The organism is Shewanella amazonensis SB2B (assembly GCF_000015245.1).
Classification (GTDB): Bacteria; Pseudomonadota; Gammaproteobacteria; order Enterobacterales; family Shewanellaceae; genus Shewanella; species Shewanella amazonensis.
This window is the reverse complement of record NC_008700.1, coordinates 3,074,327-3,098,340: the sequence shown is the minus strand read 5'-3', so window position 1 is coordinate 3,098,340 and position 24,014 is coordinate 3,074,327. Positions and strand designations below refer to the sequence as shown.

The 24,014-nt window shown below is 54.3% G+C and carries 22 protein-coding genes and 6 tRNA genes; 10 read left to right on the top strand and 18 right to left on the bottom strand.

Annotated elements, in window-relative coordinates; translation table 11 throughout:
* Nucleotide 1 precedes the first annotated feature (1 nt).
* The 8 genes from rodA to leuS form a co-directional block, all read right to left on the bottom strand.
* Nucleotides 2-1,108 (bottom strand): rod shape-determining protein RodA, encoded by a 1,107-nt coding sequence (gene rodA, locus SAMA_RS13525; protein WP_011760698.1) that lies wholly within the window; start codon nt 1,106-1,108, stop codon nt 2-4.
* On the bottom strand, nt 1,105-2,961 hold the full coding sequence (gene mrdA, locus SAMA_RS13520) for a penicillin-binding protein 2 (protein WP_041409866.1): 1,857 nt from the start codon (nt 2,959-2,961) through the stop codon (nt 1,105-1,107). Before mrdA ends, rodA begins: the two co-directional genes overlap by 4 nt.
* 40 nt (nt 2,962-3,001) lie before the next feature.
* A complete protein-coding gene (gene rlmH / locus SAMA_RS13515) occupies nt 3,002-3,472 on the bottom strand; it encodes a 23S rRNA (pseudouridine(1915)-N(3))-methyltransferase RlmH (protein ID WP_011760696.1) in 471 nt (156 codons plus the stop codon).
* On the bottom strand, nt 3,472-3,798 hold the full coding sequence (gene rsfS, locus SAMA_RS13510; protein WP_011760695.1) for a ribosome silencing factor: 327 nt from the start codon (nt 3,796-3,798) through the stop codon (nt 3,472-3,474). Before rsfS ends, rlmH begins: the two co-directional genes overlap by 1 nt.
* A gap of 72 nt (nt 3,799-3,870) precedes the next feature.
* Entirely contained in the window at nt 3,871-4,521 is a 651-nt protein-coding gene (gene nadD / locus SAMA_RS13505) for a nicotinate-nucleotide adenylyltransferase (RefSeq protein ID WP_011760694.1), read from the bottom strand.
* A 1-nt stretch (nt 4,522) separates the two neighbouring features.
* Nucleotides 4,523-5,551, bottom strand: a complete 1,029-nt coding sequence (holA, locus tag SAMA_RS13500; protein WP_011760693.1) for a DNA polymerase III subunit delta — start codon at nt 5,549-5,551, stop codon at nt 4,523-4,525.
* Complete coding sequence (locus SAMA_RS13495; RefSeq protein WP_011760692.1) at nt 5,551-6,045, bottom strand: LPS-assembly lipoprotein LptE; 495 nt, start codon at nt 6,043-6,045, stop codon at nt 5,551-5,553. Before SAMA_RS13495 ends, holA begins: the two co-directional genes overlap by 1 nt.
* Before the next feature lie 95 nt (nt 6,046-6,140).
* Complete coding sequence (leuS, locus tag SAMA_RS13490) at nt 6,141-8,720, bottom strand: leucine--tRNA ligase (protein WP_041409865.1); 2,580 nt, start codon at nt 8,718-8,720, stop codon at nt 6,141-6,143.
* A gap of 119 nt (nt 8,721-8,839) precedes the next feature.
* Here leuS and SAMA_RS13485 point away from each other — a divergent pair, with 119 nt between their 5' ends.
* The gene (locus tag SAMA_RS13485; RefSeq protein WP_011760690.1) at nt 8,840-9,340 is read left to right on the top strand and encodes a zinc ribbon-containing protein; all 501 of its coding nucleotides are present in this window, start codon (nt 8,840-8,842) and stop codon (nt 9,338-9,340) included.
* 14 nt (nt 9,341-9,354) lie between these two features.
* On the opposite strand, the gene SAMA_RS13480 is transcribed toward SAMA_RS13485, so the two are convergent.
* The 7 genes from SAMA_RS13480 to SAMA_RS13450 form a co-directional block, all read right to left on the bottom strand.
* Nucleotides 9,355-10,596 (bottom strand): EAL domain-containing response regulator, encoded by a 1,242-nt coding sequence (locus SAMA_RS13480; protein ID WP_011760689.1) that lies wholly within the window; start codon nt 10,594-10,596, stop codon nt 9,355-9,357.
* A gap of 169 nt (nt 10,597-10,765) precedes the next feature.
* Nucleotides 10,766-12,301, bottom strand: coding sequence for an apolipoprotein N-acyltransferase (gene lnt, locus SAMA_RS13475; protein WP_011760688.1), 1,536 nt, complete (start codon nt 12,299-12,301; stop codon nt 10,766-10,768).
* Nucleotides 12,302-12,361: 60 nt separating this feature from the next.
* Nucleotides 12,362-13,240 (bottom strand): CNNM family magnesium/cobalt transport protein CorC, encoded by an 879-nt coding sequence (gene corC, locus SAMA_RS13470; protein ID WP_011760687.1) that lies wholly within the window; start codon nt 13,238-13,240, stop codon nt 12,362-12,364.
* 30 nt (nt 13,241-13,270) lie between these two features.
* Nucleotides 13,271-13,732 carry an rRNA maturation RNase YbeY gene (gene ybeY, locus SAMA_RS13465; protein WP_011760686.1) on the bottom strand — a complete coding sequence of 154 codons (462 nt, stop codon included), beginning with the start codon at nt 13,730-13,732 and terminating at the stop codon, nt 13,271-13,273.
* Entirely contained in the window at nt 13,722-14,792 is a 1,071-nt protein-coding gene (locus SAMA_RS13460) for a PhoH family protein (RefSeq protein WP_011760685.1), read from the bottom strand. Before SAMA_RS13460 ends, ybeY begins: the two co-directional genes overlap by 11 nt.
* Nucleotides 14,793-14,940: 148 nt before the next feature.
* Nucleotides 14,941-16,365: a tRNA (N6-isopentenyl adenosine(37)-C2)-methylthiotransferase MiaB gene (gene miaB / locus SAMA_RS13455; protein ID WP_041409864.1), complete on the bottom strand. Its 1,425-nt coding sequence runs from the start codon at nt 16,363-16,365 to the stop codon at nt 14,941-14,943.
* Nucleotides 16,366-16,539: 174 nt separating this feature from the next.
* Nucleotides 16,540-16,839: a hypothetical protein gene (locus SAMA_RS13450; protein WP_011760683.1), complete on the bottom strand. Its 300-nt coding sequence runs from the start codon at nt 16,837-16,839 to the stop codon at nt 16,540-16,542.
* A gap of 196 nt (nt 16,840-17,035) precedes the next feature.
* Here SAMA_RS13450 and SAMA_RS13445 point away from each other — a divergent pair, with 196 nt between their 5' ends.
* The 9 genes from SAMA_RS13445 (at nt 17,036) to SAMA_RS13405 (ending at nt 20,917) form a co-directional block, all read left to right on the top strand.
* A complete protein-coding gene (locus SAMA_RS13445) occupies nt 17,036-18,217 on the top strand; it encodes an FAD-dependent oxidoreductase (RefSeq protein WP_041409862.1) in 1,182 nt (393 codons plus the stop codon).
* Between the two features lie 210 nt (nt 18,218-18,427).
* The gene (gene pth, locus SAMA_RS13440) at nt 18,428-19,015 is read left to right on the top strand and encodes an aminoacyl-tRNA hydrolase (protein ID WP_011760681.1); all 588 of its coding nucleotides are present in this window, start codon (nt 18,428-18,430) and stop codon (nt 19,013-19,015) included.
* A 37-nt stretch (nt 19,016-19,052) separates the two neighbouring features.
* The gene (gene ychF / locus SAMA_RS13435) at nt 19,053-20,144 is read left to right on the top strand and encodes a redox-regulated ATPase YchF (protein WP_011760680.1); all 1,092 of its coding nucleotides are present in this window, start codon (nt 19,053-19,055) and stop codon (nt 20,142-20,144) included.
* Nucleotides 20,145-20,318: 174 nt separating this feature from the next.
* Nucleotides 20,319-20,395 (top strand) — tRNA-Met (locus SAMA_RS13430).
* A 29-nt stretch (nt 20,396-20,424) separates the two neighbouring features.
* Nucleotides 20,425-20,509, top strand: a tRNA-Leu gene (locus tag SAMA_RS13425).
* Between the two features lie 39 nt (nt 20,510-20,548).
* Nucleotides 20,549-20,623: transfer RNA gene (locus tag SAMA_RS13420), tRNA-Gln, on the top strand.
* A gap of 22 nt (nt 20,624-20,645) precedes the next feature.
* A tRNA-Gln gene (locus SAMA_RS13415) sits at nt 20,646-20,720 on the top strand.
* Nucleotide 20,721: 1 nt separating this feature from the next.
* Nucleotides 20,722-20,798 (top strand) — tRNA-Met (locus SAMA_RS13410).
* 44 nt (nt 20,799-20,842) lie between these two features.
* Nucleotides 20,843-20,917: transfer RNA gene (locus SAMA_RS13405), tRNA-Gln, on the top strand.
* A gap of 389 nt (nt 20,918-21,306) precedes the next feature.
* On the opposite strand, the gene SAMA_RS13400 is transcribed toward SAMA_RS13405, so the two are convergent.
* From SAMA_RS13400 to lolB, 3 genes are all read right to left on the bottom strand, one after another.
* Nucleotides 21,307-22,254 (bottom strand): ribose-phosphate pyrophosphokinase, encoded by a 948-nt coding sequence (locus SAMA_RS13400; RefSeq protein ID WP_011760679.1) that lies wholly within the window; start codon nt 22,252-22,254, stop codon nt 21,307-21,309.
* Nucleotides 22,255-22,333: 79 nt separating this feature from the next.
* On the bottom strand, nt 22,334-23,185 hold the full coding sequence (ispE, locus tag SAMA_RS13395) for a 4-(cytidine 5'-diphospho)-2-C-methyl-D-erythritol kinase (protein WP_011760678.1): 852 nt from the start codon (nt 23,183-23,185) through the stop codon (nt 22,334-22,336).
* Complete coding sequence (gene lolB, locus SAMA_RS13390; RefSeq protein WP_011760677.1) at nt 23,182-23,805, bottom strand: lipoprotein insertase outer membrane protein LolB; 624 nt, start codon at nt 23,803-23,805, stop codon at nt 23,182-23,184. Before lolB ends, ispE begins: the two co-directional genes overlap by 4 nt.
* Nucleotides 23,806-24,014 lie beyond the last annotated feature (209 nt).

Here is a 24,014-nt window from a genome sequence, read left to right as displayed (position 1 = left end):
CTTAGCGGTCGACAAAGCGCCTGTGGGTTTGAATGCTCATTAGAATGCCAAAACCTGTCATCAATGTCAGCATCGAGGTGCCGCCATAGCTAATCAGGGGCAAGGGCACACCCACCACGGGCAAAATGCCGCTGACCATGCCGATATTCACGAAGATATACACGAAGAAGGTCAGGGTAATAGAGCCTGCCAGCAGGCGGGCAAAGTTGGTCTGTGCCCGTGAGGCGATGACCAGTCCCCGACCAATCACGTAGATGTACATGGCCAGCAACACAATGGCGCCAATGAGACCGAACTCCTCGCCAATCACAGCGAAGATAAAGTCGGTGTGACGTTCGGGCAGAAACTCCAGCTGCGACTGGGTGCCGTGGAGCCAGCCTTTGCCGTCCACGCCACCGGAGCCGATGGCGATTTTCGACTGGATAATGTGATAACCGGCGCCAAGCGGATCTTTTTCCGGATCAAGCAGTGTCAACACCCGGCGGCGCTGGTAGTCGTGCATCAGGAAATACCAGAGTATCGGCAGAAACGACAGCACCGAAGCCAGCAGCCCAAGTACTATGTACCAGCTCATCCCGGACAGGAAGAGTACAAAGATGCCGGAGGCCGCCACCAGGATGGAAGTCCCCAGGTCGGGTTGCTTGGCAATCAACAGGGTTGGAATAAGCATGATAACTGCCGCAGCCGCCAGATACCGTTTCTTGGGTGGCAGGGTAAACTTGCTGATAAACCAGGCCATGGTGATGGGGAAGGCGAGCTTGATAAGCTCTGAGGGCTGAAACTCCATAAAGCCCAGATTCAGCCAGCGCTGGGCGCCTTTATTGATTTCCCCGAAAAAGTGCACCCCAAGCAGCAGGATAATCCCGGCGATATAAATCGGCAGGGCCCAGCGGCGCAGAATTTCCGGATTTATCTGTGCCATAAACAGCATGATGCCGAGGGAGAGCCCCATGCGTACCAGTTGCCGCTCCAGCATGGCTGGATCTTCACCCGAGGCGGACCAAATAACAAACAGCCCAAACCCCATGATGGCCAGCAGTCCGAGCAAAAGCGGTAAGTCGATGTGCATCCGTTGCCAGATATTCTTACGGGCATGATCCCTTGTCATGGTTGCACCTTCCACTGCTCATGGAGCATAAATTCATCCAGCATGGCGCGTGCCACAGGACCGGCATTGGCGCCGCCCCAACCAGCGTTCTCCAATACCACAGCCAATACTATCTTGGGGGATTCAAAGGGGGCGTAAGCCACAATCAGGGCGTTGTCTCTCAGGTGCTCTGCCACCTTGTCGTGGTCGTATTTGGCATCCTGTGCCACCGAAAACACCTGAGCGGTACCTGTTTTCATGGCGGCGGTATAAGTGGCATCGGTAAAGCGCGACTTATGGGCCGTTTGCCGCATGGCTTCGTTGATGATTTCCCAGTTGCGGGGATTCTTCAGTGCCACCGGGGGCATCTCTTCGGGCGGCCGCTCGATTTTGGCACTGTTGTCTTTCATCGCCTTGAGCAGGTGTGGCACAAAGCGCTTGCCACGATTGGCCAGGATTGCCGTGGCATTGGCCAGTTGAATAGGTGTTGCTGTCCAGTAGCCCTGGCCAATCCCCACCGAAATGGTATCACCCGGATACCAGGGCTGGTTGTGGCGGATACGTTTCCAATCGGACGACGGCATGATGCCGGCGGATTCTTCAAAGATATCCACGCCGGTACTTTCACCAAAGCCAAATTGATGCATAAAGGCGGCAATCTTATCTATGCCCATCTTGTGCACCATGTCGTAAAAGAAGATATCGCAGGACTCGACAATGGCATGGTAAACATCCACGTAGCCATGGCCCCATTTTTTCCAGTCACGCCATTTTCGCTCGACGCCGGGCATTTGCCAGTACCCGGGATCCCAGATGCGGGTGCGCTCTGTGACGACCTGCTCCTCAAGTCCCATCAGTGCCATATGGGGTTTGATGGTTGAGGCGGGGGCGTACAGCCCCTGAGTTGCGCGGTTAATCAGCGGCCTTGCCTTGTCGTTGAGCAGGGCGCTGTAATCTTTGGAGCTGATCCCTTGCACAAAGAGGTTGGGATCGTAGGACGGACTCGACACCATCGCCATAATGCCACCGTCACGGGGATCGATTGCTACTATGGTGCCACGACGCCCAGACAGCAGTTCCATGGCCTTTTTCTGCAGATTGATGTCCAGCGTCAGGTAAAGATCCTGACCCGGCTCCGGCGGTACGGTTTTCAGGGTACGAATGGTGCGGCCACGGTTATTGACCTCTTCTTCCAGGTGCCCCGGTTTGCCGTGAAGCAGGTTTTCGTAATACTTTTCAACACCTTGTTTGCCTATGTCCTTACTGGCGGCATAGTCAGGCCAGCGGTCAGCCTTTTCCAGTGCTGTCCTGTCTTTGGCGTTGATTTTGCCCACAAATCCCAGCACGTGTGTCAAAAGCTCACCATGGGGATAGAAGCGTTTCAGACCTGCCTCGACACGTACGCCGGGAAACTGATGCTGATTTACGCTGAACGCGGCCACTTCTTCCTCGGTCAGGTTATCCCTGAGCGTAAGGGGTTTAAAGCGGCGGTGATATTTGAGGGCTTCGAGGAATTCGGCCTGGGCTTCTTCACTCAGCGGTATCACAGTCGAGAGTTGAGTCAGCGTCTGGGGGATGTTTTTAACCTTCTCGGGAATGAGCTCAAGAGAATACACCGGCTGGTTTTCGGCAAGCAGCACACCATTGCGGTCATAAATCAGGCCGCGGCTTGGGGCAACCGGTGTTACCCGGATCCGGTTGTCATTGGAGCGGGTGGTGTAGTCTGCGTAGGAGGTGACCTGTAGGTGATACAGGTTGGTCAGGAGTACACCAAAAAGTGCGACCACGCAGAGAAAGGTAAATATCGCCCGTCGCTTGAACAATGCTGCCTCAGCGGCGTGGTCATGCATGGCTACCCGTTTTCTTGGTGTCACTCAACGTCTCCGGTGCAATCAGCGGCCTGACAAGGGCACACTATTCCCTGTGATAAGGATGGTTGTTGTTAATGCTCCAGGCCCGGTAGAGGCTTTCCGCCACGACCACCCTCACCAGGGGATGTGGCAGAGTCAGCGCCGACAAACACCAGCTCTGGGCCGCGGCCTGTTTGCATGCCGGGGCGAGGCCTTCGGGGCCACCAATCAGGAGGCTGACATCCCGGCCATCGAGCTGCCATTTGGACAGGGCACTCGCAAGTTCGGGAGTCGTCCAGTTCTTGCCGGGAAGATCCAGGGTAACAATATGATTACCCTTGGGAATTGCTGCAAGCATTTGTTCACCCTCCTTTTGCAGGATGCGGGCGATATCGGCATTTTTGCCGCGCTTGCCAGCGGGAATTTCGACCAGCTCCAGCGCCATATCACGGGGGAAGCGGCGCTGGTATTCTTCAAATCCGCGGGTAACCCAATCGGGCATCTTGGTGCCCACGGCGATGAGTTGCAGTTTCATCAGGCGGGTTCTTGCCAGAGCTTTTCGAGCTGATAAAAGTCGCGGGTTTGTTCCTGCATCACGTGCAGAATCACTTCACCCAAATCCACCAGAACCCATTCACTGGTGTCGCGGCCTTCGCTGCCGAGAATAGTGATGTTGGCCTCTCTGGCCTTTGAGAGCAGGTTCTCGGCGATGGCGCGGACGTGGGTTTTTGACGTACCCGAGCAGATCACCATGTAATCAGTGATGTTGGAGTGTTTGCTGACATCCAGTACCACCAGATCCCGAGCTTTAAGATCTTCAATCTTATCGACAACAAATTGCTTCAGTTCTTCGCTTTGCACGCGAAATTACCCCATGTGTTTCCTAAAAAAGAGCGCGACAGTATAGCAGCAGCCCGCGGTGGAATACACCGCTTAGCGGTACAGGCCCTGGGTCTCAATCACCCGGGCCACTGACTCTGGCACTAACTGGCGAATATCCCGCCGCTCGGCCAACGCCGTGCGGATATCGGTGGAGGAAATGTCTTGCTCACGGATGTCAGCGATCAACACTTTACCGCTGTCCTCTGCCGGTAAGTCGGCTTCTGTGTGTTGTCTGTTCGCAAGGACCTCTGCCATGCCGTGGTCGGCTGCCAATTGATAACCGGGCCGGGCACACACCACCAGATGGCAGAGTTCAAAAAGTTGCTGCCACTCAAACCACTTATCCAGCGACAGAAAAGAATCCATCCCCATGACAAAGTAGAACACCCTGTCGGGATAAAGTTCCCTCAACTGCCTGAGAGTGTTGACCGTGTAACTGGGTTCGTCGCGGCGAAGCTCGACGTCGCACAGGCTGAATGCCGGGAACTCCCGGCACAGCGCGTCAATCATTTCCAATCTTGCCTTCGGGCTGGCATGGGTGCCGGGTTTGTGGGGCGGAATATGATTTGGCAACAGCCAACAATCCTGCAATGGCCAGTGCTTAAGCACATCCAGCAGTGGCCTGATATGGCCAAAGTGAGGCGGGTCAAAGGTGCCGCCGAGCAGAGCTGTATGCCGCTTTGCATTAGGCTGCTTAGTCATATCAACCCCGGGTATCCACCAGAGCGCTGTGGGCACTGGCATCAAAGAGCAGGCAAAGGTGAGTCAGCAGTGTCCAGTCCTCTTCTCCGCCCTGTTTAAGTTTGAGCTCCAGTGTGGATGAGAGGGCCAGCATGGCTTCAATCTGTGTCAGTGACAGTCGCGACAGCGCGGCCTCATACAGTGGCTTGCGCTTATCCCAAATCCGCAGTTTTGACCACATCGGCGCCAGGGATTCTCTCTGCACCATGGCGGTTTTCAGTTGCAGCAGACTCGCAAGCTCGCGAAACACGGCCCAGAGCACAATGGGCAAGGCCGTGCCTTCAGCCTTGAGCTGGGCCAGTATATGGGCCACGCGCTGCTGCTGGTTTCCAAGCAGGGCATCACTGAGCTGAAACACGTTAAAGCGGGACTGGTCGTCGAAATACTGGCTCAGCTCTTCGGCGCTGATACGTCGATTGGCCGCCAGCAGCGCCAGCAATTGTACCGCCTGCTCTGCGGCCAGCAGGTTCCCTTCGTACAGGGTTGCCAGTAATTGGCGGGCATCTCCGTCCAGCATCAATCGGTTGGCGGCAATGCGGCCATCCAGCCAGCGGAAAAATTGCTGCCCTTCGGGAGTGTTGCAGGGAAGATAAATACCGACATTGTCGAGGGCTTTAAACCATTTGCTGTTGGTTTGTTCGGCGGCGAGTTTGGGACCACGCAGAATAAGCAGCAGATCCGGATTAGGCTGCGCCATCAGGCTGGTCAGCATGGCGCTGCCGTCGGCGCCGGGTTTGGCCTGGGGCAGGGTGAGTTCGATAATGCGGCGGCTGGCAAAGAGGCTCAACGCTTGCCACTCGTTTTGCAAGTCGTTCCAGTTGAAGCCGTTATCCTGCTCGAGGCTGATGCGCTCTTCAAACCCTTGCTGCCTTGCGGCCATCAATAACTGAGTGCGGGCGTTTTCTATCAACCAGGCATCGTCACCGAACAAGCAGTAACATTGGGCTAACGGTGTCAGGTGGCGGCCCAGCTGCTCAGGATAGACCCGCATCAGCGCTCCCCGAGGGACGACAGGGTTTGGATAAGGTTGTCGGCGGCTTGCTGGCGCATTTCTTTGAGCAGCAGCTCCATTTCACGGCTTTTGGCCAGTGCGGTGCGGGGGTCATCCAGATAGTCGCGGCGGATTTCCACGCTGAAGGGTTTGGCCTCTTCACCGGGAAAAGCCACGGCAAAGTCGACATGGTATATCAGCTCGTACTCGGCGACATGGCCGGTGGGGTAAAGCGAGAGTGTAGTGCGCTCGAGGGTGTCACGCAGTAACCGCACCGAAGGCACCTTCGAATTTGACGCGACCACATTCACACCTGACAGGCGCAGGCGGTCTTTCACCAAGCGGGTCAGCTCGCTGTATTCATCGGCGCTGTCGACACTCAATTGCTTGAGAGAGGCCGGAATTTGATAACTGCCCTGAAGACGAAAGCCGCAGCCTGTGACACCAGTGAGCAACGCCAAACCCAAAATGGCGGTAAGCAATGTTCTAACCATGGCGAAATGCTTCTTCCTTTTGTTAAGCAGAAAAACCCGCCGCAGCGGGTTTTTCTTCAATCCCCTGAACCGGCGACAGTGTCGCAGGCTACAGGTCAGTTGGCAACGATGTTGAGCAGTTTACCCGGCACGTAAATCACCTTGCGCACTGTGACGCCATCTGTGTATTTACGCACGGCATCTTCGGCAAGACCCAGGGCCTCCACCTGCTCCTTGGTGGCATCGGCCGCTACTGTAAGCTTGGCGCGTACCTTACCGTTCACCTGCACCACGATGAGTTTGCTGTCTTCAACCAGTGCAGACTCGTCGGTGGCTGGCCAGCCGGCGTCTTCGATGGCGCCACTGTTACCCAGTTCACGCCACAGGTTGAAACACACGTGCGGTGCGATGGGGTAGAGCAGACGTACTACGGCAGACAGGGCTTCGTTCATCAGCGCCTTGTCCTGGGCAGACGCCAGCGGTGCCTTTTGCAGATGGTTCATCAGCTCCATCACGGCGGCAACGGCGGTGTTGAACATCTGACGGCGACCCAGATCGTCGGTGACCTTGGCGATGGTTTTGTGCAGCTCACGGCGCAGGGTTTTCTGGTCCGCATTGAGCGCTGATACATCCAGGGCTTCGGTGGCTGGGGCCGCACTGTACTCAGAAGCCAGCTTCCACAGACGCTTGATAAAGCGGTGCGCACCTTCAACACCGGATTCCTGCCATTCCAGGGTCAGCTCTGGCGGTGAGGCGAACATCATAAACAGACGCACAGTGTCGGCGCCGTATTTTTCCACCATCACCTGCGGGTCGATACCGTTGTTCTTGGACTTGGACATCTTGCTCATGCCGGTGTAAACCAGCTCATGGCCTTCGGTGTCCACGGCCTTGAGGATACGGCCCTTGTCATCTTTCTCAACTACGGTCACATCGAGGGGCGATACCCATACACGGGCGCCTTTCTCGTTGTTGTAGTAGAAGGCATCAGCCAGCACCATGCCCTGGGTCAGCAGACGCTTTGCGGGCTCATTGGAGTTCACCAGGCCGGCGTCACGCAGCAGCTTGTGGAAGAAGCGGAAGTACAGCAAGTGCATACAGGCATGCTCGATACCACCGATGTACTGATCCACCGGCAGCCAGTAGTTGGCCTTGGCAGGGTCCAGCATTTCATTGGCTTTTGGCGAGCAGTAGCGCGCGTAATACCAGGATGACTCCATAAAGGTGTCGAAGGTATCGGTTTCGCGCAGCGCGTCCTGACCGTTCACCTGAGTCTTGGCCCACTCTTTGTCAGCCTTGATGGGGCTTTGCACGCCATCCATCACCACATCTTCCGGCAGAATGACCGGCAGCTGGTCTTCGGGGGTTGGCATTACCGTGCCATCTTCCAGAGTGACCATTGGGATAGGTGCGCCCCAGTAACGTTGACGGCTGACACCCCAGTCACGCAGACGGAAGTTGACCTGACGCTTACCCTTGCCCTCGGCAGCGAGCTTATCGGCAATGGCATTAAAGGCGCCGTCAAAGTCCAGACCGTCGAACTCTGCTGAGTTAAACAGTACGCCTTTTTCGGTGTAGGCGGCTTCAGAGATATCCACCTCGCCATCGGCAGGCTTGATAACGGCCTTGAGTGCCAGACCGTATTTCTTGGCAAACTCGTAGTCACGCTGGTCGTGAGCCGGAACCGACATCACGGCGCCGGTGCCATAGTTCATCAGCACGAAGTTAGCAGCCCATACCGGCACTTCTTCGCCGGTGAGGGGGTGAATGGCATACAGGCCAGTGGCCACGCCTTTCTTCTCCATGGTAGCAAGCTCGGCTTCAGAGGTGCCGCTTTGCTTGCACTCTTCCACGAAGGCTGCCAGTTCCGGATTGTTCAGCGCCGCTTTCTCGGCCAGCGGGTGACCGGCGGCAATCGCCACATAGGTCACGCCCATCACAGTGTCTGGACGAGTGGTGTAGATGTCGAAGCTGTCGTCAGAATCTTTGACCTTGAAGGTCATTTCCACGCCTTCAGAGCGACCAATCCAGTTGCGCTGCATGGTCTTGACCTGCTCGGGCCAACCTTCGAGGTTGTCGATGTCGTTTAGCAGCTCTTCTGCATAGGCGGTGATCTTGATAAACCACTGTGGAATTTCTTTCTGCTCTACCGGGGTATCACAGCGCCAGCAGCAACCATCCTGCACCTGCTCATTGGCAAGCACGGTTTGGTCGTTAGGACACCAGTTCACCGCCGAGGTCTTCTTGTAAACCAGACCTTTTTCATACAGTTTGGTGAAAAACCACTGCTCCCAACGGTAGTATTCCGGAGTACAGGTGGCGATTTCACGGCTCCAGTCGTAGCCAAAACCCAGCATTTTCAGCTGGTTTTTCATGTAATCGATGTTTTCGTACGTCCAGGGGGCCGGCGCGGTGGCATTTTTGATGGCCGCGTTTTCGGCGGGCAGGCCGAAGGCATCCCAACCGATGGGCTGAAGAACGTTCTTGCCTTGCAGACGCTGGAAACGGGCAACTACATCACCTATGGTGTAGTTACGCACATGACCCATGTGAAGTCGGCCGGAAGGATAGGGGAACATAGAGAGGCAATAGAACTTCTCTTTCGCAGGATCTTCAGTGACTTCAAAGGTTTTGTTATCGGCCCAGTACTTTTGTACCTCAGCCTCGATTTCCGAATGGATGTATTGCTCTTGCATCAATTTTTCCGGCATTGCCGCCTGTTTGTTTGATCACGCGCTTGGTCTGCGCTGCGGGATCTGCATAGAATAAACCAGAAGCGGTTCATTAAAAAGGTTCCCTTGAAGGAGTATTGACGATGACCAGCAGAAGCACGCAATTACTGGCCCTGTATCAGGATCTCATTAAGGATTTGGCCACCCACTTTGAGGCTAACCCCGAGCTGAACGCCAAGAATCTGTTCCGGCTGATGACCTCCGGCGAGGCCTTTGGGCGCCTGAAAGCACAGGCAGATGAAGAAGAGCTGGCGTTGGCACTGGAGTTTCTGAGGCGCGATATAGCCGCCTTTTTACAGGAAAAAAACGAAAGTTCTCTGACTCACAGTCCATCATTTATCGCCATCGAAAACACCCTGTGGCATTGGCTCTCGGAGATAACCGACAGAAGTCAGGTGCAATGGCATGAACTGGCTCAGGATTTTAAACATCACGGCTATTACCAGAGCGGGGAAATTATCAGCCAGGGCCGCATGGTGTGCACCAGTTGCGGCCATGGAATGGACATCGAATTCCCGTCGGTCGTGCCTGATTGCCCTGAGTGTGATAACGACGAGTTTATTCGCGAGGCTTTGGCGCCTTAGCTTTTATCGGCACTTCAGTCTTCGTTGGCGGGGGGCTGATGCCGGTGGATATGGGATCGATTGCCAAATTGATGCTGCCACCCCTTGTGCCAGGTATTCAGGGTATCGAGTGAACGGGGCAGACTGATGAGGTACCCCTGCAATATCAGTGCCGGGTAAGTCTGCATCAGGTATTTGAGTTCGTCCATGTGCTCTATGCCTTCGGCCACCAAAGTAATACCCAGCTGGCGCGCAATTTCAACAAGGCCATTCAAAATGGCCTGACAAAAGCTGTCTCTGTGAATATTGATGATAAGTGAACGATCGATTTTGACTTCTGTGTAGGGCAAATCTCTCAGTTGATTGATGTTGGTAAATCCTGTGCCAAAGTCATCCAACGACAACCCAAAGCCTCTCAGGCGCAACCGATTCAGGGATTCGAGTTGTGCACTGTTGTGTATGTAATGCTCTTCGGTGATTTCAAGCACCAGCGAATCGTTACTGGCACCACTCTTACGCCAGATATGCTCCAGACTGTCTGCCAGATAGGTATTCTCAAGCTCTTCCGGACTGATGTTCAAACTGACTTTGATGTCGTTGCCGAGGATGGATTTTATAGTGGGTAAGTCTTTGCATGCCTGCTGCAGCATGCGTTGGGATAGCTGAGGCAGCATGCCATATTCTTGAATGACTGGCATAAAGCGACAGGGCCGAAGCGCATTGACTTCACCCGGTAAGCGAATGCGCGCCAGCGCTTCGACGCCCACAACCTGACACCTGTTTAAATCAACCTTGGGTTGATAGTAGGGGATCACCTGAATTTGATTGAATGCGGCCTGAACTTGCTCATGGGTCAGAAGCTGTGCAGGAGGTTCAAGGGTGACACGCAGCTCAGTGGCTTTTTCAACCAGCGCCGATAAATCGTCCAGTTGTACTGGTTTGCAAATGCAGCCAATCATGTGGAGTCGATGACGCCGGGCTATGTCGGCTGCCAGGTTGATGATGCGCCTGTCCATTTCAGAAATGATGGCCACTGCGCCTTTGAAGCCCATTTCGCCAAGCCTCCTGAGTACATCCAGGCCGTCGGTATCAGGCATCCGAAGGTCAGTTAATATTATCTGAAAACGCGCCGGCTCCAGACCCACGACAGCCAGTGCCTTTGTCGCCGAAGTCATGGTGGTGATTTTTTCAAAACCCATGCGGGAAAGCATGGTTTTTACCACCATTAAAATGGCTTCAGAATCGTCGATTATCAGGATTTGTTGTTGCCCGAGCATGTCCCTTGCCCCCTGGAGACTTACCTTTAAATAAGCCTAGTCCCTATGTGGTTTCAGGCAAACAAAAAAACTGGTTGTTTTCGCAAAGCACAATGATTTAAGAGAGAAATGTGGGATCCTGTGGTTCGGATCCCACTTTCTAAGCGCTGGCGGAAGTGTATTCGACGTATCAGCGAGGAAGTTTGCGACTGTAACCCCATGCAGCCAGCACTATGAAGAGACAGAGCAGATAAAGAGGCAGGTGCCCGGTGCGGGCAAACAGGGTCACGCCCCGGGTCAGGGCAACGTCGGTTTTCAGCACCTGGGTTTCAAACTGCGGCACAGCAGCAGTGATGTGGCCAAATTCATCCACCACGGCCGTTACGCCATTATTGGTGGCGCGAAGTAAGGGGCGGCCCAGCTCTGCAGAGCGCATGCGGGCTATCTCCATGTGTTGCAGCGGGCCGTTGGACTCACCAAACCAGGCGTCGTTGGATACTGTCAGCAGCAGATCGGTTTGTGCAGTCACGTTTTTACGCAATTGCTCAGGAAAGGCGATTTCATAGCAAATAGCCGGTGCCAGCTGAAAACCTGCTGCAGTCAGATTAGGCTGCTGATAATCACCACGGCTGAACGACGACATGGGCAGGTTGAAGAAAGGCGCCAGGGGCCTCAACAGGGCCTCAAAAGGCACAAATTCGCCGATGGGCAGCAAATGGTGCTTACGGAATTGGTTGGTACCATTGGCTTCATAGTCAGGTTGCTGCTGCACCTTTTCGTGATGATTGCCCAGCACGATGAGTGAGTTGTACCAGTGATTATCCTGATGACTGATGATGCCGGTGATAATGGCATTGTTATTGAGGTTGGCAACCCGGTTGGCGTTGTCCAGAAAATCCGCCACCATGGCTTCGGGGGCCGGGATAGCGGCCTCGGGCCACAGAATAATGTCGGCATCTGCATGTGGGCGACTCAAGTCCATATACTTGAGCATGGTAGGCCAAAGCTGCTCGGGTTCCCATTTCATGCTCTGGGGGATATTGCCCTGCACCAGCAACACCTTAACGGTTTCGCCGCTGCGCTGTACCTGAGGAAACTGGTTAGCCGTGAACACCAGTAAGGCAAGCAGCGGCAACAGCAGCGTTAACGGTAACCAGCGTTTTTGACTGAGCAGCGCCAAGGCGCCGGCGCAGACCAGAATGAGCATGCCTATTCCCTGCACACCGATTAAAGCCGCCAGTGGCAACAGGGGACCATCGGTCTGACTGTATCCTGCCCAAAGCCAGGGGAAGCCTGTCAGCACCCATCCCCGTGCCCACTCGGTCAATATCCACAACGCCGGAAACAGCAGTAACAGATTGGGCAGGACATGGGCCGTCTTTAATCGGGCGTAAAGCATGCCCGCCAGCGCCGGATAGAGTGCAAGATAGAGTGCCAGCAATGCCATCAATGACAGCGAAACAACCAGCGGCAGACCGCCAAATCGGTCAATGCTGACGTGTACCCAACTTATTCCAAAAGCAAAGCTGCCAAAGCCAAAACTGAACCAATGGCCAAATGCAGCCCTGGGGGACAGCCCCTGAGCCAGACACAGGGACAGGGCTATTGCAACTGGATAAACGGGCCAGAGCGAATAGGGAGCAAAAGCGAGTGAGGTGGAGGCACCGGCAAGAAAAGCCAGCAGGAGTCGGGGCCAGCGGCGGCCGGCGATTGCATTCAAGTCCAATTGCAGTCAATCATCCATAGACAGGAAAAAACGGGCCGTGAAGGCCCGTTCAGGGGAAACTCAGATCTCGGCTATCTCAGCCTGCTCCGGGTCGGGAAACTTGACCCTCAGCTGAATAAGACGCCGTGTGTCGGCACTGATCACTTTGAACTCGATGCCGCCGATACTGATTTGTTCATTACGTTCGGGCAGATGGCCAAAGGCGTGGGCCACCATACCGCCAACAGTATCAAATTCTTCGTCGGAGAAGTCGGTACCGAATTCTTCGTTGAAGTCTTCAATCGCCGTCAGCGCCTTGACCATAAACACAGTGTTGTTGACCTTGCGGATTTCGGTCTCTTCCACACTGTCATGGTCGAATTCATCTTCGATTTCACCCACGATTTCTTCGAGAATATCCTCGATGGTTACCAGACCGGATACACCGCCGTATTCATCCACGACAATGGCCATATGGTAACGTTGGGAGCGAAACTCCTTGAGTAGCACATCCACGCGCTTGCTTTCGGGCACCACCACGGCAGGGCGGATCACCTTCTCCAGCGCAAAGGGTTCATCACTGTTATTAAATCCGTACTTGATCAGATCCTTGGCCAGCAGTATGCCTTCGATGTGGTCTTTATCGTCGTTAACTACGGGGAAGCGTGAATGGGCCGACCCTATGACGGTAGCCAACAGTTCTTCCACTGTGCTGTCGATTTTAATGGCCACAATCTGGGCGCGGGGGATCATGATGTCCCTGACACGCAGGTCTGAGACTTCCAGTACACCCTGGATCATTTCACGGGTGTCTTCGGTGATGAGGTCGCGTTGCTCGGCATCGTGGATCACTTCCACCAGATCGTCACGATTTTGAGGTTCGCCCTGGAATAACTGACTAACGCGTTCTAACCAGCCTTTCTTTTGGGCGTTGCTACTCGGGGGTATGTCGTCACTCATAGTGATTTTCACGGCTCAATAAAGGGCCGATTATTGCTCCTTATAGGGATCGGGGTAACCAAGGCCAGTCAGAAGCGTGGTTTCCAGCGCTTCCATTTCTTCAGCTTCGGCATCGTCAATATGGTCATAACCTAGCAGATGCAGGCAACCATGTACAACCATGTGAGCCCAGTGGGCCTCGAGGGCCTTATGTTGCTCAAGGGCCTCATTTTCAACGACAGACGCACAAATGACAAGATCCCCAAGCAGAGGCAGTTCCATTCCGGGAGGCGCCTCAAAGGGGAACGACAATACATTGGTGGGTTTGTCTTTGCCGCGGTAGTCGCGATTAAGCTGCTGACTCTCGGTGGCATCCACAATGCGAATGGTCAGCTCGGCTTCATCGAGGGTATCGCCAAGGGCGACACGTACCCAGGTCTCAAACTCTGCTTCTGTGGGCAAATTACCGGGATTCACAGCAAATTGCAGATCCAACGCCAGTTCAAGCGCCATGGGGTTCTCCTTCGGCGGTGTCTGCCTGAGGGCTGTCTGCCAGACGGTATTGGCTGTCGTGACGGCCTTTGTTTGCCTGCTGTTTGGCTTCGAACTCTTCGTATGCCTCAACGATACGGGCAACCACGGGGTGGCGCACCACGTCTTTGGACTGGAAGAAGTTAAAGCTGATTTCATTCACATCGCCCAGCACTTCGATGGCATGGCGCAGACCTGACTTTTGATGCTTGGGCAGGTCAATCTGGGTGATGTCGCCGGTGATCACGGCCTTGGAGTTAAAGCCGATACGGGTGAGGAACATTTTCATCTGCTCCACCGTGGTGTTTTGGCTCTCATCCAGAATGATAAAAGCATCATTCAGGGTGCGGCCACGCATATAGGCCAGTGGCGCAATTTCAATCACGCTGCGCTCAATCAGGCGTTCAACCTTTTCAAAGCCGAGCATTTCAAACAGGGCATCGTACAGTGGGCGCAGATAAGGGTCGACTTTCTGACTCAAATCGCCGGGCAAAAAGCCCAGTTTCTCGCCCGCTTCCACCGCAGGGCGTGTCAGCAGGATTCGACGGATTTCCTGGCGCTCAAGCGCATCCACTGCGGCAGCTACTGCAAGGTAGGTTTTACCTGTACCCGCGGGGCCAATACCAAAGGTGATGTCGTGGCGCACTATGTTGACCACATATTGGCTCTGATTGGGATTGCGCGGCTTAATTACACCCCGGCGGGTCTTGATGTAATGCTCTTTCAGATCCTCATGCTCGTCTTCGGCTTCCAGGGCAATGGCTTCCTGAATGGCGATATGCACCTGCTCCGGCTCCAGATCAGGCGTACTGCCCTTCACCGGTGCGGTTTCCACATACAAGGATTTGAGCAGGTTATTGGCAGTCAGGCAGTTGCGTGGCTGACCCACAATCTGAAAATGGTTGTTGCGGTAACTGATTTCAACACCGATACGGCGCTCGAGCTGTTTGATGTTGTCATCAAAGGGACCACAGAGGGAGGCCAAACGGCGGCTGTCTGCGGGCTCCAGATAGAGGTTCATGGTGGTAAGTTTACTGGCCAATCAATACTCCGGCGTCAATATCCATAAAGTTGGGCAAATGCCCAACGCCTATAGCTGAAATATACTGCGTTTCGCGGCTGTGATGCAAAGCGGTGCGGTGCCTTAAAATAACAAGGGCGACCAGAGTCGCCCTTGTAAGTTTGTGCCATCAGGGCTTGAAATGGGTCACGCCCAAGTCATCTGCCTTTTGGTGCTTGGCGAGGATGTCCTCCGGGCGAAGGCTCTTGCGCAGGTCCATCTCGTCTTCGCCGCGGATAAACTTGCCGCGCAGTGAGTTGGGGAACACGTCCACAATTTCCACATCCACGAAGGTGCCTATGTGCTTGTGCAGGCCTTCAAAGTTGACCACCCGGTTGGTTTCGGTGCGGCCACGCAGTTCCATCGGGTTCTTCACCGAGGGACCTTCAACCAGAATGCGCTGCACTGTGCCCATCATCTGACGGCTGTAACGCATGGCCTGCTGGTTGATAAGTTCCTGCAAATCAGCAAGGCGCTGTTTTTTCTCTTCCATATCCACATCATCCGGCAGATCGGCTGCCGGAGTACCCGGGCGGGCGCTGTAGATAAAGCTGAAGCTCATGTCGAAGTTCACATCTTCAATCAGCTTCATGGTGTCCTGGAAGTCCTGGGCGGTTTCGCCGGGGAAGCCCACGATAAAATCGGAGCTTATTTGAATGTCCGGACGGGCCTTGCGCAGGCGGCGGATAATCGACTTGTACTCGATAGCCATGTGGCCACGCTTCATGGCGGTGAGAATCCGGTCGGAACCGGACTGTACCGGCAGGTGCAGGAAGCTCACCAGCTCAGGGGTATCTTCGTAAACGTCGATGATATCCTGAGTAAATTCAATCGGGTGGCTGGTGGTAAAGCGCAGACGGTCGATACCATCGATGGCGGCAACGTGACGCAGCAGTTCGGCGAAGGTACAGATTTCACCGTCATGCTTGGCGCCGCGGTAGGCGTTCACGTTCTGACCGAGCAGGTTCACTTCACGCACGCCTTGCTCGGCGAGCTGAGCGATTTCGAGGATGATGTCATCCATCGGACGGCTGACTTCCTCACCGCGGGTGTAAGGCACCACGCAGAAAGAGCAGTACTTGCTGCAACCTTCCATGATGGATACAAAGGCGGTCGGGCCTTCGGCGCGGGGTTCTGGCAGACGGTCGAACTTCTCGATTTCCGGGAAGGACACGTCAATCACGGCTTTTTCGCCGCTGCGAACCTGGTCAATCATTTCCGGCAGACGGTGCAGGGTCTGGGGGCCAAAGATGATGTCCACGCATTGGGCGCGGTCCTTGATGGCCTTGCCTTCCTGAGAAGCCACACAGCCGCCGACGCCGATGATAAGGTCCGGATTCTTGTCTTTCAGGGTTTTCCAGCGACCGAGCTGATGAAACACCTTCTCCTGCGCCTTCTCACGAATTGAGCAGGTGTTGAGCAGCAGGATGTCTGCTTCCTCGGCCTCTTCGGTCAAGGTGTAGCCCTGATATTCGCCCAGCAAGTCAGCCATCTTGGATGAGTCGTACTCATTCATCTGACAGCCCCAGGTTTTGATATGGAGTTTTTTACTCATCAGTTTGCGTCGCTCTTGGAACCACATAAAAAATAGCGCGACATTTTACCCATTGAAACTGGTTGTGGCTAGGGTTGGCCTGCAATTATCGGGGCATTTTTTAGTCACGGCCCGAGGCGGCGGCATCAGTGGCGCCGTCCCAAGGCAATACCCTTTTAAAGGCTAAGGTCAAAATCATCTTGGGGCACTGAGCACGCGCGCTGGCAGGTTAACCTGAGGTGAATGACGAACGAGCCGATTATCGGCTTGTGCGAATCGTGTAGCCATTTGTGTTAGCTGAGTTTTCGCTTCGAGACGTATCCCTTCATGCAATTCCAGCTGAAAATAGCCCAGCATTTCCGCCTTTTGTTGATATAGGGCATAATCCACTGGGCTGCGATAGATTACCGTCATGGTTTCCATGGGGCTGGCGAGGGCAGTATTGCCCAGTAAGGTTAAGCCCAGCAGGCCGCTGGTCATGAGTAACGCTTTCATAGTCTACCTCTCGATGCTTTCACAAAATGCCGTTACCGGCGGGAACTCAACTGTGGCTGCTTCAGTGTAGGTGGGACTTTTCGATGGCTTGTGTGGTCTTTGTAACCAGATGTGGCCAAACCCAGCGTTAGACACAATTACACACCAATGGGCACAGGTATTTACAAACGGCGGAGGTTTAGCTTCTTTGACTGACATGATTGAACAGGATGTAGTGGTGGTGGGCGGTGGCATGGTAGGGGCAGCCCTTGCTGCTGGCCTTGGCCGCGCCGGATTGTCCGTAACAGTGCTTGAAAACCACATGCCACAGGCGTTTGAGGCGAGTCAGCCCCTGGATGTCAGAGTATCGGCCCTGAGTGTGGCCAGTGAAGCGCTGCTTGAGCGTCTGGATGCCTGGGCAGGGATACTCTCCAGGCGCGCCGTACCTTATCTTGGTCTTGAGACCTGGGAAATTGAATCCTGTATCACCCGTTTCCATGCCAGCCAGATAGGCGCTGACCATTTGGGACACATAGTCGAAAACCGGGTGGTGCAGTTGGCGCTTTGGGACCTTTTGTCAACGCTGGATTCAGTTACTGTTAAAGCCCCCGTTAACGTGATGGGCTTCGAGCGCCTTGTGGATGAGGACGCCATTTGTGTCGCCCTCGACTCCGGCGAGCGTATTAAAGCAAAGCTCTTGGTGGGCGCAGATGGCGCCAATTCCCAGGTGCGTGCTTTCGCTCATATTGGGGTGACGGGTTGGGACTATGCCCAGTCGGCCATGCTTATCAATATCGCCACCGCCTGTGAGCAGCAGGATGTGACCTGGCAGCAGTTTACGCCCCAGGGCCCCCGTTCGCTGCTGCCACTGCCGGGCAAAAACGCGTCTCTGGTATGGTATGACGACGCTTCAACCATTGCCCGGCTCGCGAAGCTGAACCCTAACGAGCTGGCAGATTCAATCCGGGCCCATTTCCCCGCCCGCCTTGATCGGGATTTTAGAGTGTTGGACAAGGGGCACTTTAAGCTGACCCGCCGCCACGCCCAGCGCTATTTCGATGCCAATCTGGTGTTGATTGGCGATGCAGCCCACACCATTAACCCCTTGGCCGGTCAGGGCGTTAACCTGGGCTTTAAGGATGTTGATGTGCTGCTGGATGAAATTGTCAGTGCAGTGAAAAAAGGTGAAAACTGGCATACAAAATCAGTTCTGGAGCGTTACCAGCAACGGCGCTGGCGTGACAATCAGCTGATGATGTCCACCATGGATGCCTTCTATGCCTCGTTCAGCAATGACTTGTTGCCAGTTAAGTTGCTGCGCAATGCGGCGCTGCGGCTTGCCAATGTGGATGGGCCCATCAAACGTCAGGTGCTGAAATATGCCATGGGGTTGAAATAGTACCTTCTGGATCAAACCAAGGCGCACCAAGCGCCTTGGTATTCACCTCACCCACAATCTTGAATTCCATTCCGTTATTGCCTGTTTTCCTTAGTTGCGCCTTTTATTTGTTGGGACGTGCAATTGGGTGCTAAAATGCGCCGTTTTCAACACCTGTGCCCGGGTTTTGGCCTAGCCTGAAACGGGTCCGGGACAAGAGTTCTGTTTTCCATGTGCGATATTAAACTGATTGTGGGTCTGGCCAACCCTGGGGCGGAATACGCTCAAACCCGCCATAATGCGGGTGCCTGGTATGTCGAAGAGCTGGCCCGCATTGCCAATGTGAGTCTGGCGCCTGACCCCAAGTATTTCGGTTTAACGGCAAGGGCAATTCTGTGTGGTAAGGATGTGCGTTTGCTTATCCCCTCAACCTTTATGAACTTAAGTGGCAAGTCGGTGGCGGCGTTGGCGAATTTTTTCCGCATTGAACCGGAACAGATTCTGGTGGCCCATGACGAGCTGGATATGGAGCCCGGTGTGGCCAGGTTCAAGTTGGGTGGTGGGCACGGCGGCCACAATGGTCTTAAAGACATCATTGCCAAAATGGGCAACAACAAAAATTTCTATCGTTTGCGGATAGGCATTGGTCATCCGGGCGACAAAAACAAGGTCAGCGGGTATGTGCTGGGTAAGGCGCCCGCGACCGAGCAGGAAAAGATGAATGCGGCGATAGATGAAGCCGTGCGCAGCACCGAAATCCTGTTCAAGCAAGACATGACCAAGGCAATGCACAGATTGCATTCCTTCAAGGCCGAATAATCAGTTAAGCAAGTAAGTCAAATAAAGGGTTATAGCTATGGGTTTTAAATGTGGCATCGTTGGTCTGCCCAACGTTGGTAAATCAACGCTCTTCAACGCGCTGACCAAGGCCGGTATTGAAGCGGCAAACTTTCCGTTTTGTACCATCGAGCCAAACACCGGCGTAGTGCCAATGCCAGACCCACGTTTGGACGAATTGGCCGCCATTGTTAAGCCTGAGCGTGTTATCCCGACGTCCATGGAATTTGTGGACATCGCCGGTCTGGTTGCCGGTGCTTCCAAGGGCGAGGGTCTGGGCAATAAGTTTTTGGCCAACATCCGCGAAACCGAAGCTATCGGCCATGTGGTGCGTTGCTTCGAGAACGAAAACATTGTGCACGTGGCTAACCGCGTTGACCCGGCCGGTGACATAGAAGTGATCAACACCGAGTTGGCGCTGGCAGATCTCGACAGCGTTGAGCGTGCTATTGTGCGTCAGCAAAAGCGTGCCAAAGGCGGCGACAAAGAAGCCAAGTTCGAAGTCGATGTACTTGAAAAGCTGCGCCCTGTGCTGGATGAAGGCAAGATGCTGCGCTCGCTGGAACTGTCCAAGGAAGAGCTGGCTGCGGTGGCTTATCTGAACCTGCTGACCCTGAAGCCAACCATGTATATCGCCAACGTGTCTGAAGACGGCTTTGAGAACAATCCGCATCTGGACGCCGTACGCGCCATTGCCGCCAAAGAAAATGCCGTGGTAGTGCCTGTATGTGCCGCCATTGAATCTGAACTGGCGGAGATGGATATCGAAGAGCGCGATGAGTTCATGGCAGATCTCGGTCTAACCGAACCAGGCCTTGATCGCGTGATCCGCGCCGGTTATGAGCTGTTGAACCTGCAAACCTATTTCACCGCCGGTGTGAAAGAAGTGCGTGCCTGGACCGTGTCTGTTGGCGCCAGCGCGCCTCAGGCTGCCGGTAAAATTCATACCGACTTTGAGCGCGGATTTATCCGTGCCCAGGTAATCTCCTACGAAGATTTTATTAACTTCAAGGGTGAGCAGGGCGCCAAAGAAGCTGGCAAGATGCGTGTGGAAGGTAAAACTTACATCGTTAAAGATGGCGATGTGATGCACTTCCTGTTCAACGTCTAAGCCATTGGTCGGGCGGGAAACAGGCTTTTTTGCTTATCTGTTACCCGCTTTGATGAAGGATTAGGCGAACGGTATCTTTGGGGCGAAATGTGCTAAAAAAGCTGTTGACCTGTCTTCGGTGAATCAGCATAATACGCCCCGTTCCTCGCCAAGAGGGATGCGAGAAATCGTAGTGGCTATGTAGCTCAGCTGGTTAGAGCACAGCACTCATAATGCTGGGGTCGCAGGTTCAAGTCCCGCCATAGCTACCATCTTCTCAGGATGTAAAATTGAGATCGGAGCGGGAGTGGTGAAATTGGTAGACACGCCAGATTTAGGTTCTGGTGCCGCAAGGTGTGAGAGTTCAAGTCTCTCCTCCCGTACCATGAACTAAGCTTTCGCTTAGTTGGAGAAGTCAGTGCTGTTGGGGTGTCGCCAAGCGGTAAGGCACCGGGTTTTGATCCCGGCATACCTAGGTTCGAATCCTAGCACCCCAGCCATCTCTCCATCCTCCGAAAAAATTGGGGTGTCGCCAAGCGGTAAGGCACCGGGTTTTGATCCCGGCATACCTAGGTTCGAATCCTAGCACCCCAGCCATGGCTACGTAGCTCAGCTGGTTAGAGCACAGCACTCATAATGCTGGGGTCGCAGGTTCAAGTCCCGCCGTAGCTACCATATTCTCGAAGAGTCCGTTTAATCCGGATTTTTTGAACCCAGATTGGGGTGTCGCCAAGCGGTAAGGCACCGGGTTTTGATCCCGGCATACCTAGGTTCGAATCCTAGCACCCCAGCCATACATAAAGCCCGTCCTTTGGACGGGCTTTTTGTTTTCCATATTTATTGGTCTTCTGCGCCGAAACTCCCCTGCAGAATGAATTGTTGCTGTGAAGCTGCCAATCGTGCGCTATGCCGTTGTTGACTGCTGTCGGGTCTCCGCTTGGTTGCTTTGATCTGGTGCGCTTACGGAGCGGGTAAAGGCCGAGTCACAGAGGCCAAATCAGGGTTGTTTCATTGATATGGTGCAGCCCTTGTAAGAGATGCTTTGAGACACGTCATTGCAAAGGCAAAGCCAATACGGGGTAGGGTTTCAAAGAGTGCCGGCATAAAAAAACGCACCCCTGAGGGTGCGTTTTTTGCCATGGGCAGACAGCGGTTACCGGCTTGTTGTCCGGTACCTGAGCTATCAGTGCTGGAACATGGCAGAGATGGATTCTTCGTTGCTCACACGGCGAATGGCTTCGGCGAGCAGGGCAGACATGGTCAGCTGACTGACTTTACCTACTTTCATCATCTCTTCGCTCAGAGGCACAGTGTCGGTCACTATCACTTCATCAATCACAGAGTTTTTGATGTTTTCAGCGGCCTTGCCGGAGAACACTGGGTGAGTGGCGTAAGCGAATACGCGGTTGGCACCATGTTCTTTCAGGGCTTCGGCGGCTTTACACAGGGTGCCACCGGTATCAATCATGTCGTCAACGATGATGCAGTCACGACCTTCAACGTCACCGATAATGTGCATGACCTGAGCCACGTTGGCCTGTGGGCGACGCTTGTCGATAATGGCCAGATCGGAATCGTTCAGCAGCTTGGCAACGGCGCGGGCGCGGACAACGCCACCGATGTCCGGAGACACAACCACAGGGTTGTCCAGCTTCTTGGCAACCATGTCTTCCAGCAGCACTGGGCTACCGAACACGTTGTCTACCGGCACGTCGAAGAAGCCCTGGATCTGCTCGGCGTGCAGGTCACAGGTCAGTACGCGGTCAACACCAACGCTTGACAGGAAGTCGGCAACCACTTTGGCGGTAATAGGCACACGGGCAGAGCGCACACGGCGATCCTGACGGGCATAACCGAAGTATGGGATTACGGCAGTGATACGACCTGCAGAGGCGCGGCGCAGAGCATCGACCATCACAATGAGTTCCATCAGGTTGTCATTGGTGGGGGCGCAGGTGGATTGAATGATGAAAACATCAGCACCACGTACATTTTCGTTGATCTGGACACTGATTTCACCGTCACTGAAACGGCCTACCTCAGCCTCTCCAAGTTTGCAAAATAAACGGTCGGCAATCTTTTTCGCGAGACTGGGGGTAGCATTCCCAGCAAAGAGCTTGATGTCGGGCACTGTATGAACCTCAGGCGTTTGCTTGATATTTTAGTGTAGCTGCTGCCGCGCGTTCCCTGGCGTGCAGCGCAGAAGTAGTTTAAAGCTGAGCGAGTCTCAACTCCAACGGCGAACGATTCAGTCCTTTCGCAACAAAGCCCTGCATCTCAGCTGGCTTTTTAGCCAACGCCTCCAGCGCGGCCTGCTGCGAGCCGAATTCCCCGAACACGCATGCACCGGTTCCGGTCATTCTGGACGGCGCATATTCTACCAGCCAGCTTAAGGCATTGGCAACTTGGGGGTATTTGGCACTGACCAATGCCTGGCAGTCGTTTGACCAGCGTTCCGGGCTTAGTGATGACATGTCCAGCTTGGGCGTATTCCTAGGTAAATCAGGGTGCTGAAATACGTCGGCGGTGGATACATGGGCGTCTGGTATCAACACCAAATACCAAGGCTCTGCTACGTCCACGGGCTGTAATTTTTCGCCGACACCTTCGGCGAAAGCCGCGATTCCGTTAATAAAAACAGGCACATCAGCGCCGAGAGTCAGGCCGATATCCATCAGGGCTTTTTTGTCCAAACCCAGCTGCCACAGGGCGTTAAGCGCCACCAGTGTGGTAGCGGCATCCGATGAACCGCCGCCGAGTCCGCCGCCCATGGGCAGGCGCTTGTCGAGCCAGATCTCGGCGCCCTGTATACAACCTGTGACGCTCTGCAAAGATTTTGCGGCTTTCAGAATTAAGTTATCGCTGTCGGGGACAACTTGGCTGAGGTTGGAGTGCAGTTTCAACTCTGGTGTTGCTGTTATTTTAAAATCCAGCCAGTCACCGTAGTCGATAAACTGAAACAGGGTTTGCAGTTCATGGTAGCCATTGGGTAAGCGGCCATTGATGTGCAAAAACAGATTGAGCTTTGCCGGTGCCGGCCAGGCAAGGGATACAGACATCATCGGGCTCCTTTCGAACCTGTGGCATTGGCCAGTGCCTGCCATTCATTGGTTTGCAGCTTGATAACAGCGCTGGCGTGGGTAAGCTCCAGCATCCGTGGAACCGGTGCACCACTCTGGGTCTGCCAGCTGCTAATGTTAATGGTCCACTCGCCGTCGGCACTGATGATGGTCTTGGGGCGATTGAGGGTGTCGAACTCCACCTCATCACCCGCCATGGGCTGGCCGGTGATCCAAAAGGGCAGGGCATCGATGGGCAGGGTAAAACCACTTAAACCGTCGAGCAACCGCTGTGGACTCAGGTCTGAGTAGCGCTTGCCATCCACTTCCAGGGTGGCGCCATCCCGGTTTTGGGTCAGCAGCAGCACAGTAGTGCCCAGCATGCTGGTCAGCCTTAATTCGGCATTATCAGGGGTATTGAGCCAGAAGAGGTTGGCCGAAACCTTGTCGCCATTGGTGCGAATAAGCAGCTTGCCCTTAAGCTCCCAGGCCTTGGCATCACTGGCGTTTTCTACGCTGACAGGCTGCAGCGCGACCTTTGGTGTGACGCTGCAACCACCGAGCAGAGAAAGGGCGGTCAGGCCAGCAAGAGTGAATTTTGTGAATCGGCGCAAGTTAATCATCTATGACTGAATTAAATAAGTCCTTATGATACGAGGGCTTTAAAAATTATACCAATGGCCTTACCCGCTTTTTGGCTGCGGACGGGTTTCACCCCCGCATTGATGGAAAAAGTGGATAACAACAGAGATCTTTATTCGGTTTTGTTAAGCCTATTCTGTTTTTAATGGCCCCAATTCAGTAGAATGGCGTAATTCACACAAGCGCCGCA

Bases quoted from the DNA above. Each gene is read 5' to 3' on its own strand.
- rodA (WP_011760698.1), bottom strand. From the start codon at position 1,108: ATGACAAGGGATCATGCCCGTAAGAATATCTGGCAACGGATGCACATC.
- rlmH (WP_011760696.1), bottom strand. From the start codon at position 3,472: ATGAAACTGCAACTCATCGCCGTGGGCACCAAGATGCCCGATTGGGTT.
- nadD (WP_011760694.1), bottom strand. From the start codon at position 4,521: ATGACTAAGCAGCCTAATGCAAAGCGGCATACAGCTCTGCTCGGCGGC.
- holA (WP_011760693.1), bottom strand. From the start codon at position 5,551: ATGCGGGTCTATCCTGAGCAGCTGGGCCGCCACCTGACACCGTTAGCC.
- SAMA_RS13495 (WP_011760692.1), bottom strand. From the start codon at position 6,045: ATGGTTAGAACATTGCTTACCGCCATTTTGGGTTTGGCGTTGCTCACT.
- leuS (WP_041409865.1), bottom strand. From the start codon at position 8,720: ATGCAAGAGCAATACATCCATTCGGAAATCGAGGCTGAGGTACAAAAG.
- SAMA_RS13485 (WP_011760690.1), top strand. From the start codon at position 8,840: ATGACCAGCAGAAGCACGCAATTACTGGCCCTGTATCAGGATCTCATT.
- SAMA_RS13480 (WP_011760689.1), bottom strand. From the start codon at position 10,596: ATGCTCGGGCAACAACAAATCCTGATAATCGACGATTCTGAAGCCATT.
- corC (WP_011760687.1), bottom strand. From the start codon at position 13,240: ATGAGTGACGACATACCCCCGAGTAGCAACGCCCAAAAGAAAGGCTGG.
- ybeY (WP_011760686.1), bottom strand. From the start codon at position 13,732: ATGGCGCTTGAACTGGCGTTGGATCTGCAATTTGCTGTGAATCCCGGT.
- miaB (WP_041409864.1), bottom strand. From the start codon at position 16,365: ATGAGTAAAAAACTCCATATCAAAACCTGGGGCTGTCAGATGAATGAG.
- SAMA_RS13450 (WP_011760683.1), bottom strand. From the start codon at position 16,839: ATGAAAGCGTTACTCATGACCAGCGGCCTGCTGGGCTTAACCTTACTG.
- SAMA_RS13445 (WP_041409862.1), top strand. From the start codon at position 17,036: ATGATTGAACAGGATGTAGTGGTGGTGGGCGGTGGCATGGTAGGGGCA.
- pth (WP_011760681.1), top strand. From the start codon at position 18,428: ATGTGCGATATTAAACTGATTGTGGGTCTGGCCAACCCTGGGGCGGAA.
- ychF (WP_011760680.1), top strand. From the start codon at position 19,053: ATGGGTTTTAAATGTGGCATCGTTGGTCTGCCCAACGTTGGTAAATCA.
- ispE (WP_011760678.1), bottom strand. From the start codon at position 23,185: ATGATGTCTGTATCCCTTGCCTGGCCGGCACCGGCAAAGCTCAATCTG.
- lolB (WP_011760677.1), bottom strand. From the start codon at position 23,805: ATGATTAACTTGCGCCGATTCACAAAATTCACTCTTGCTGGCCTGACC.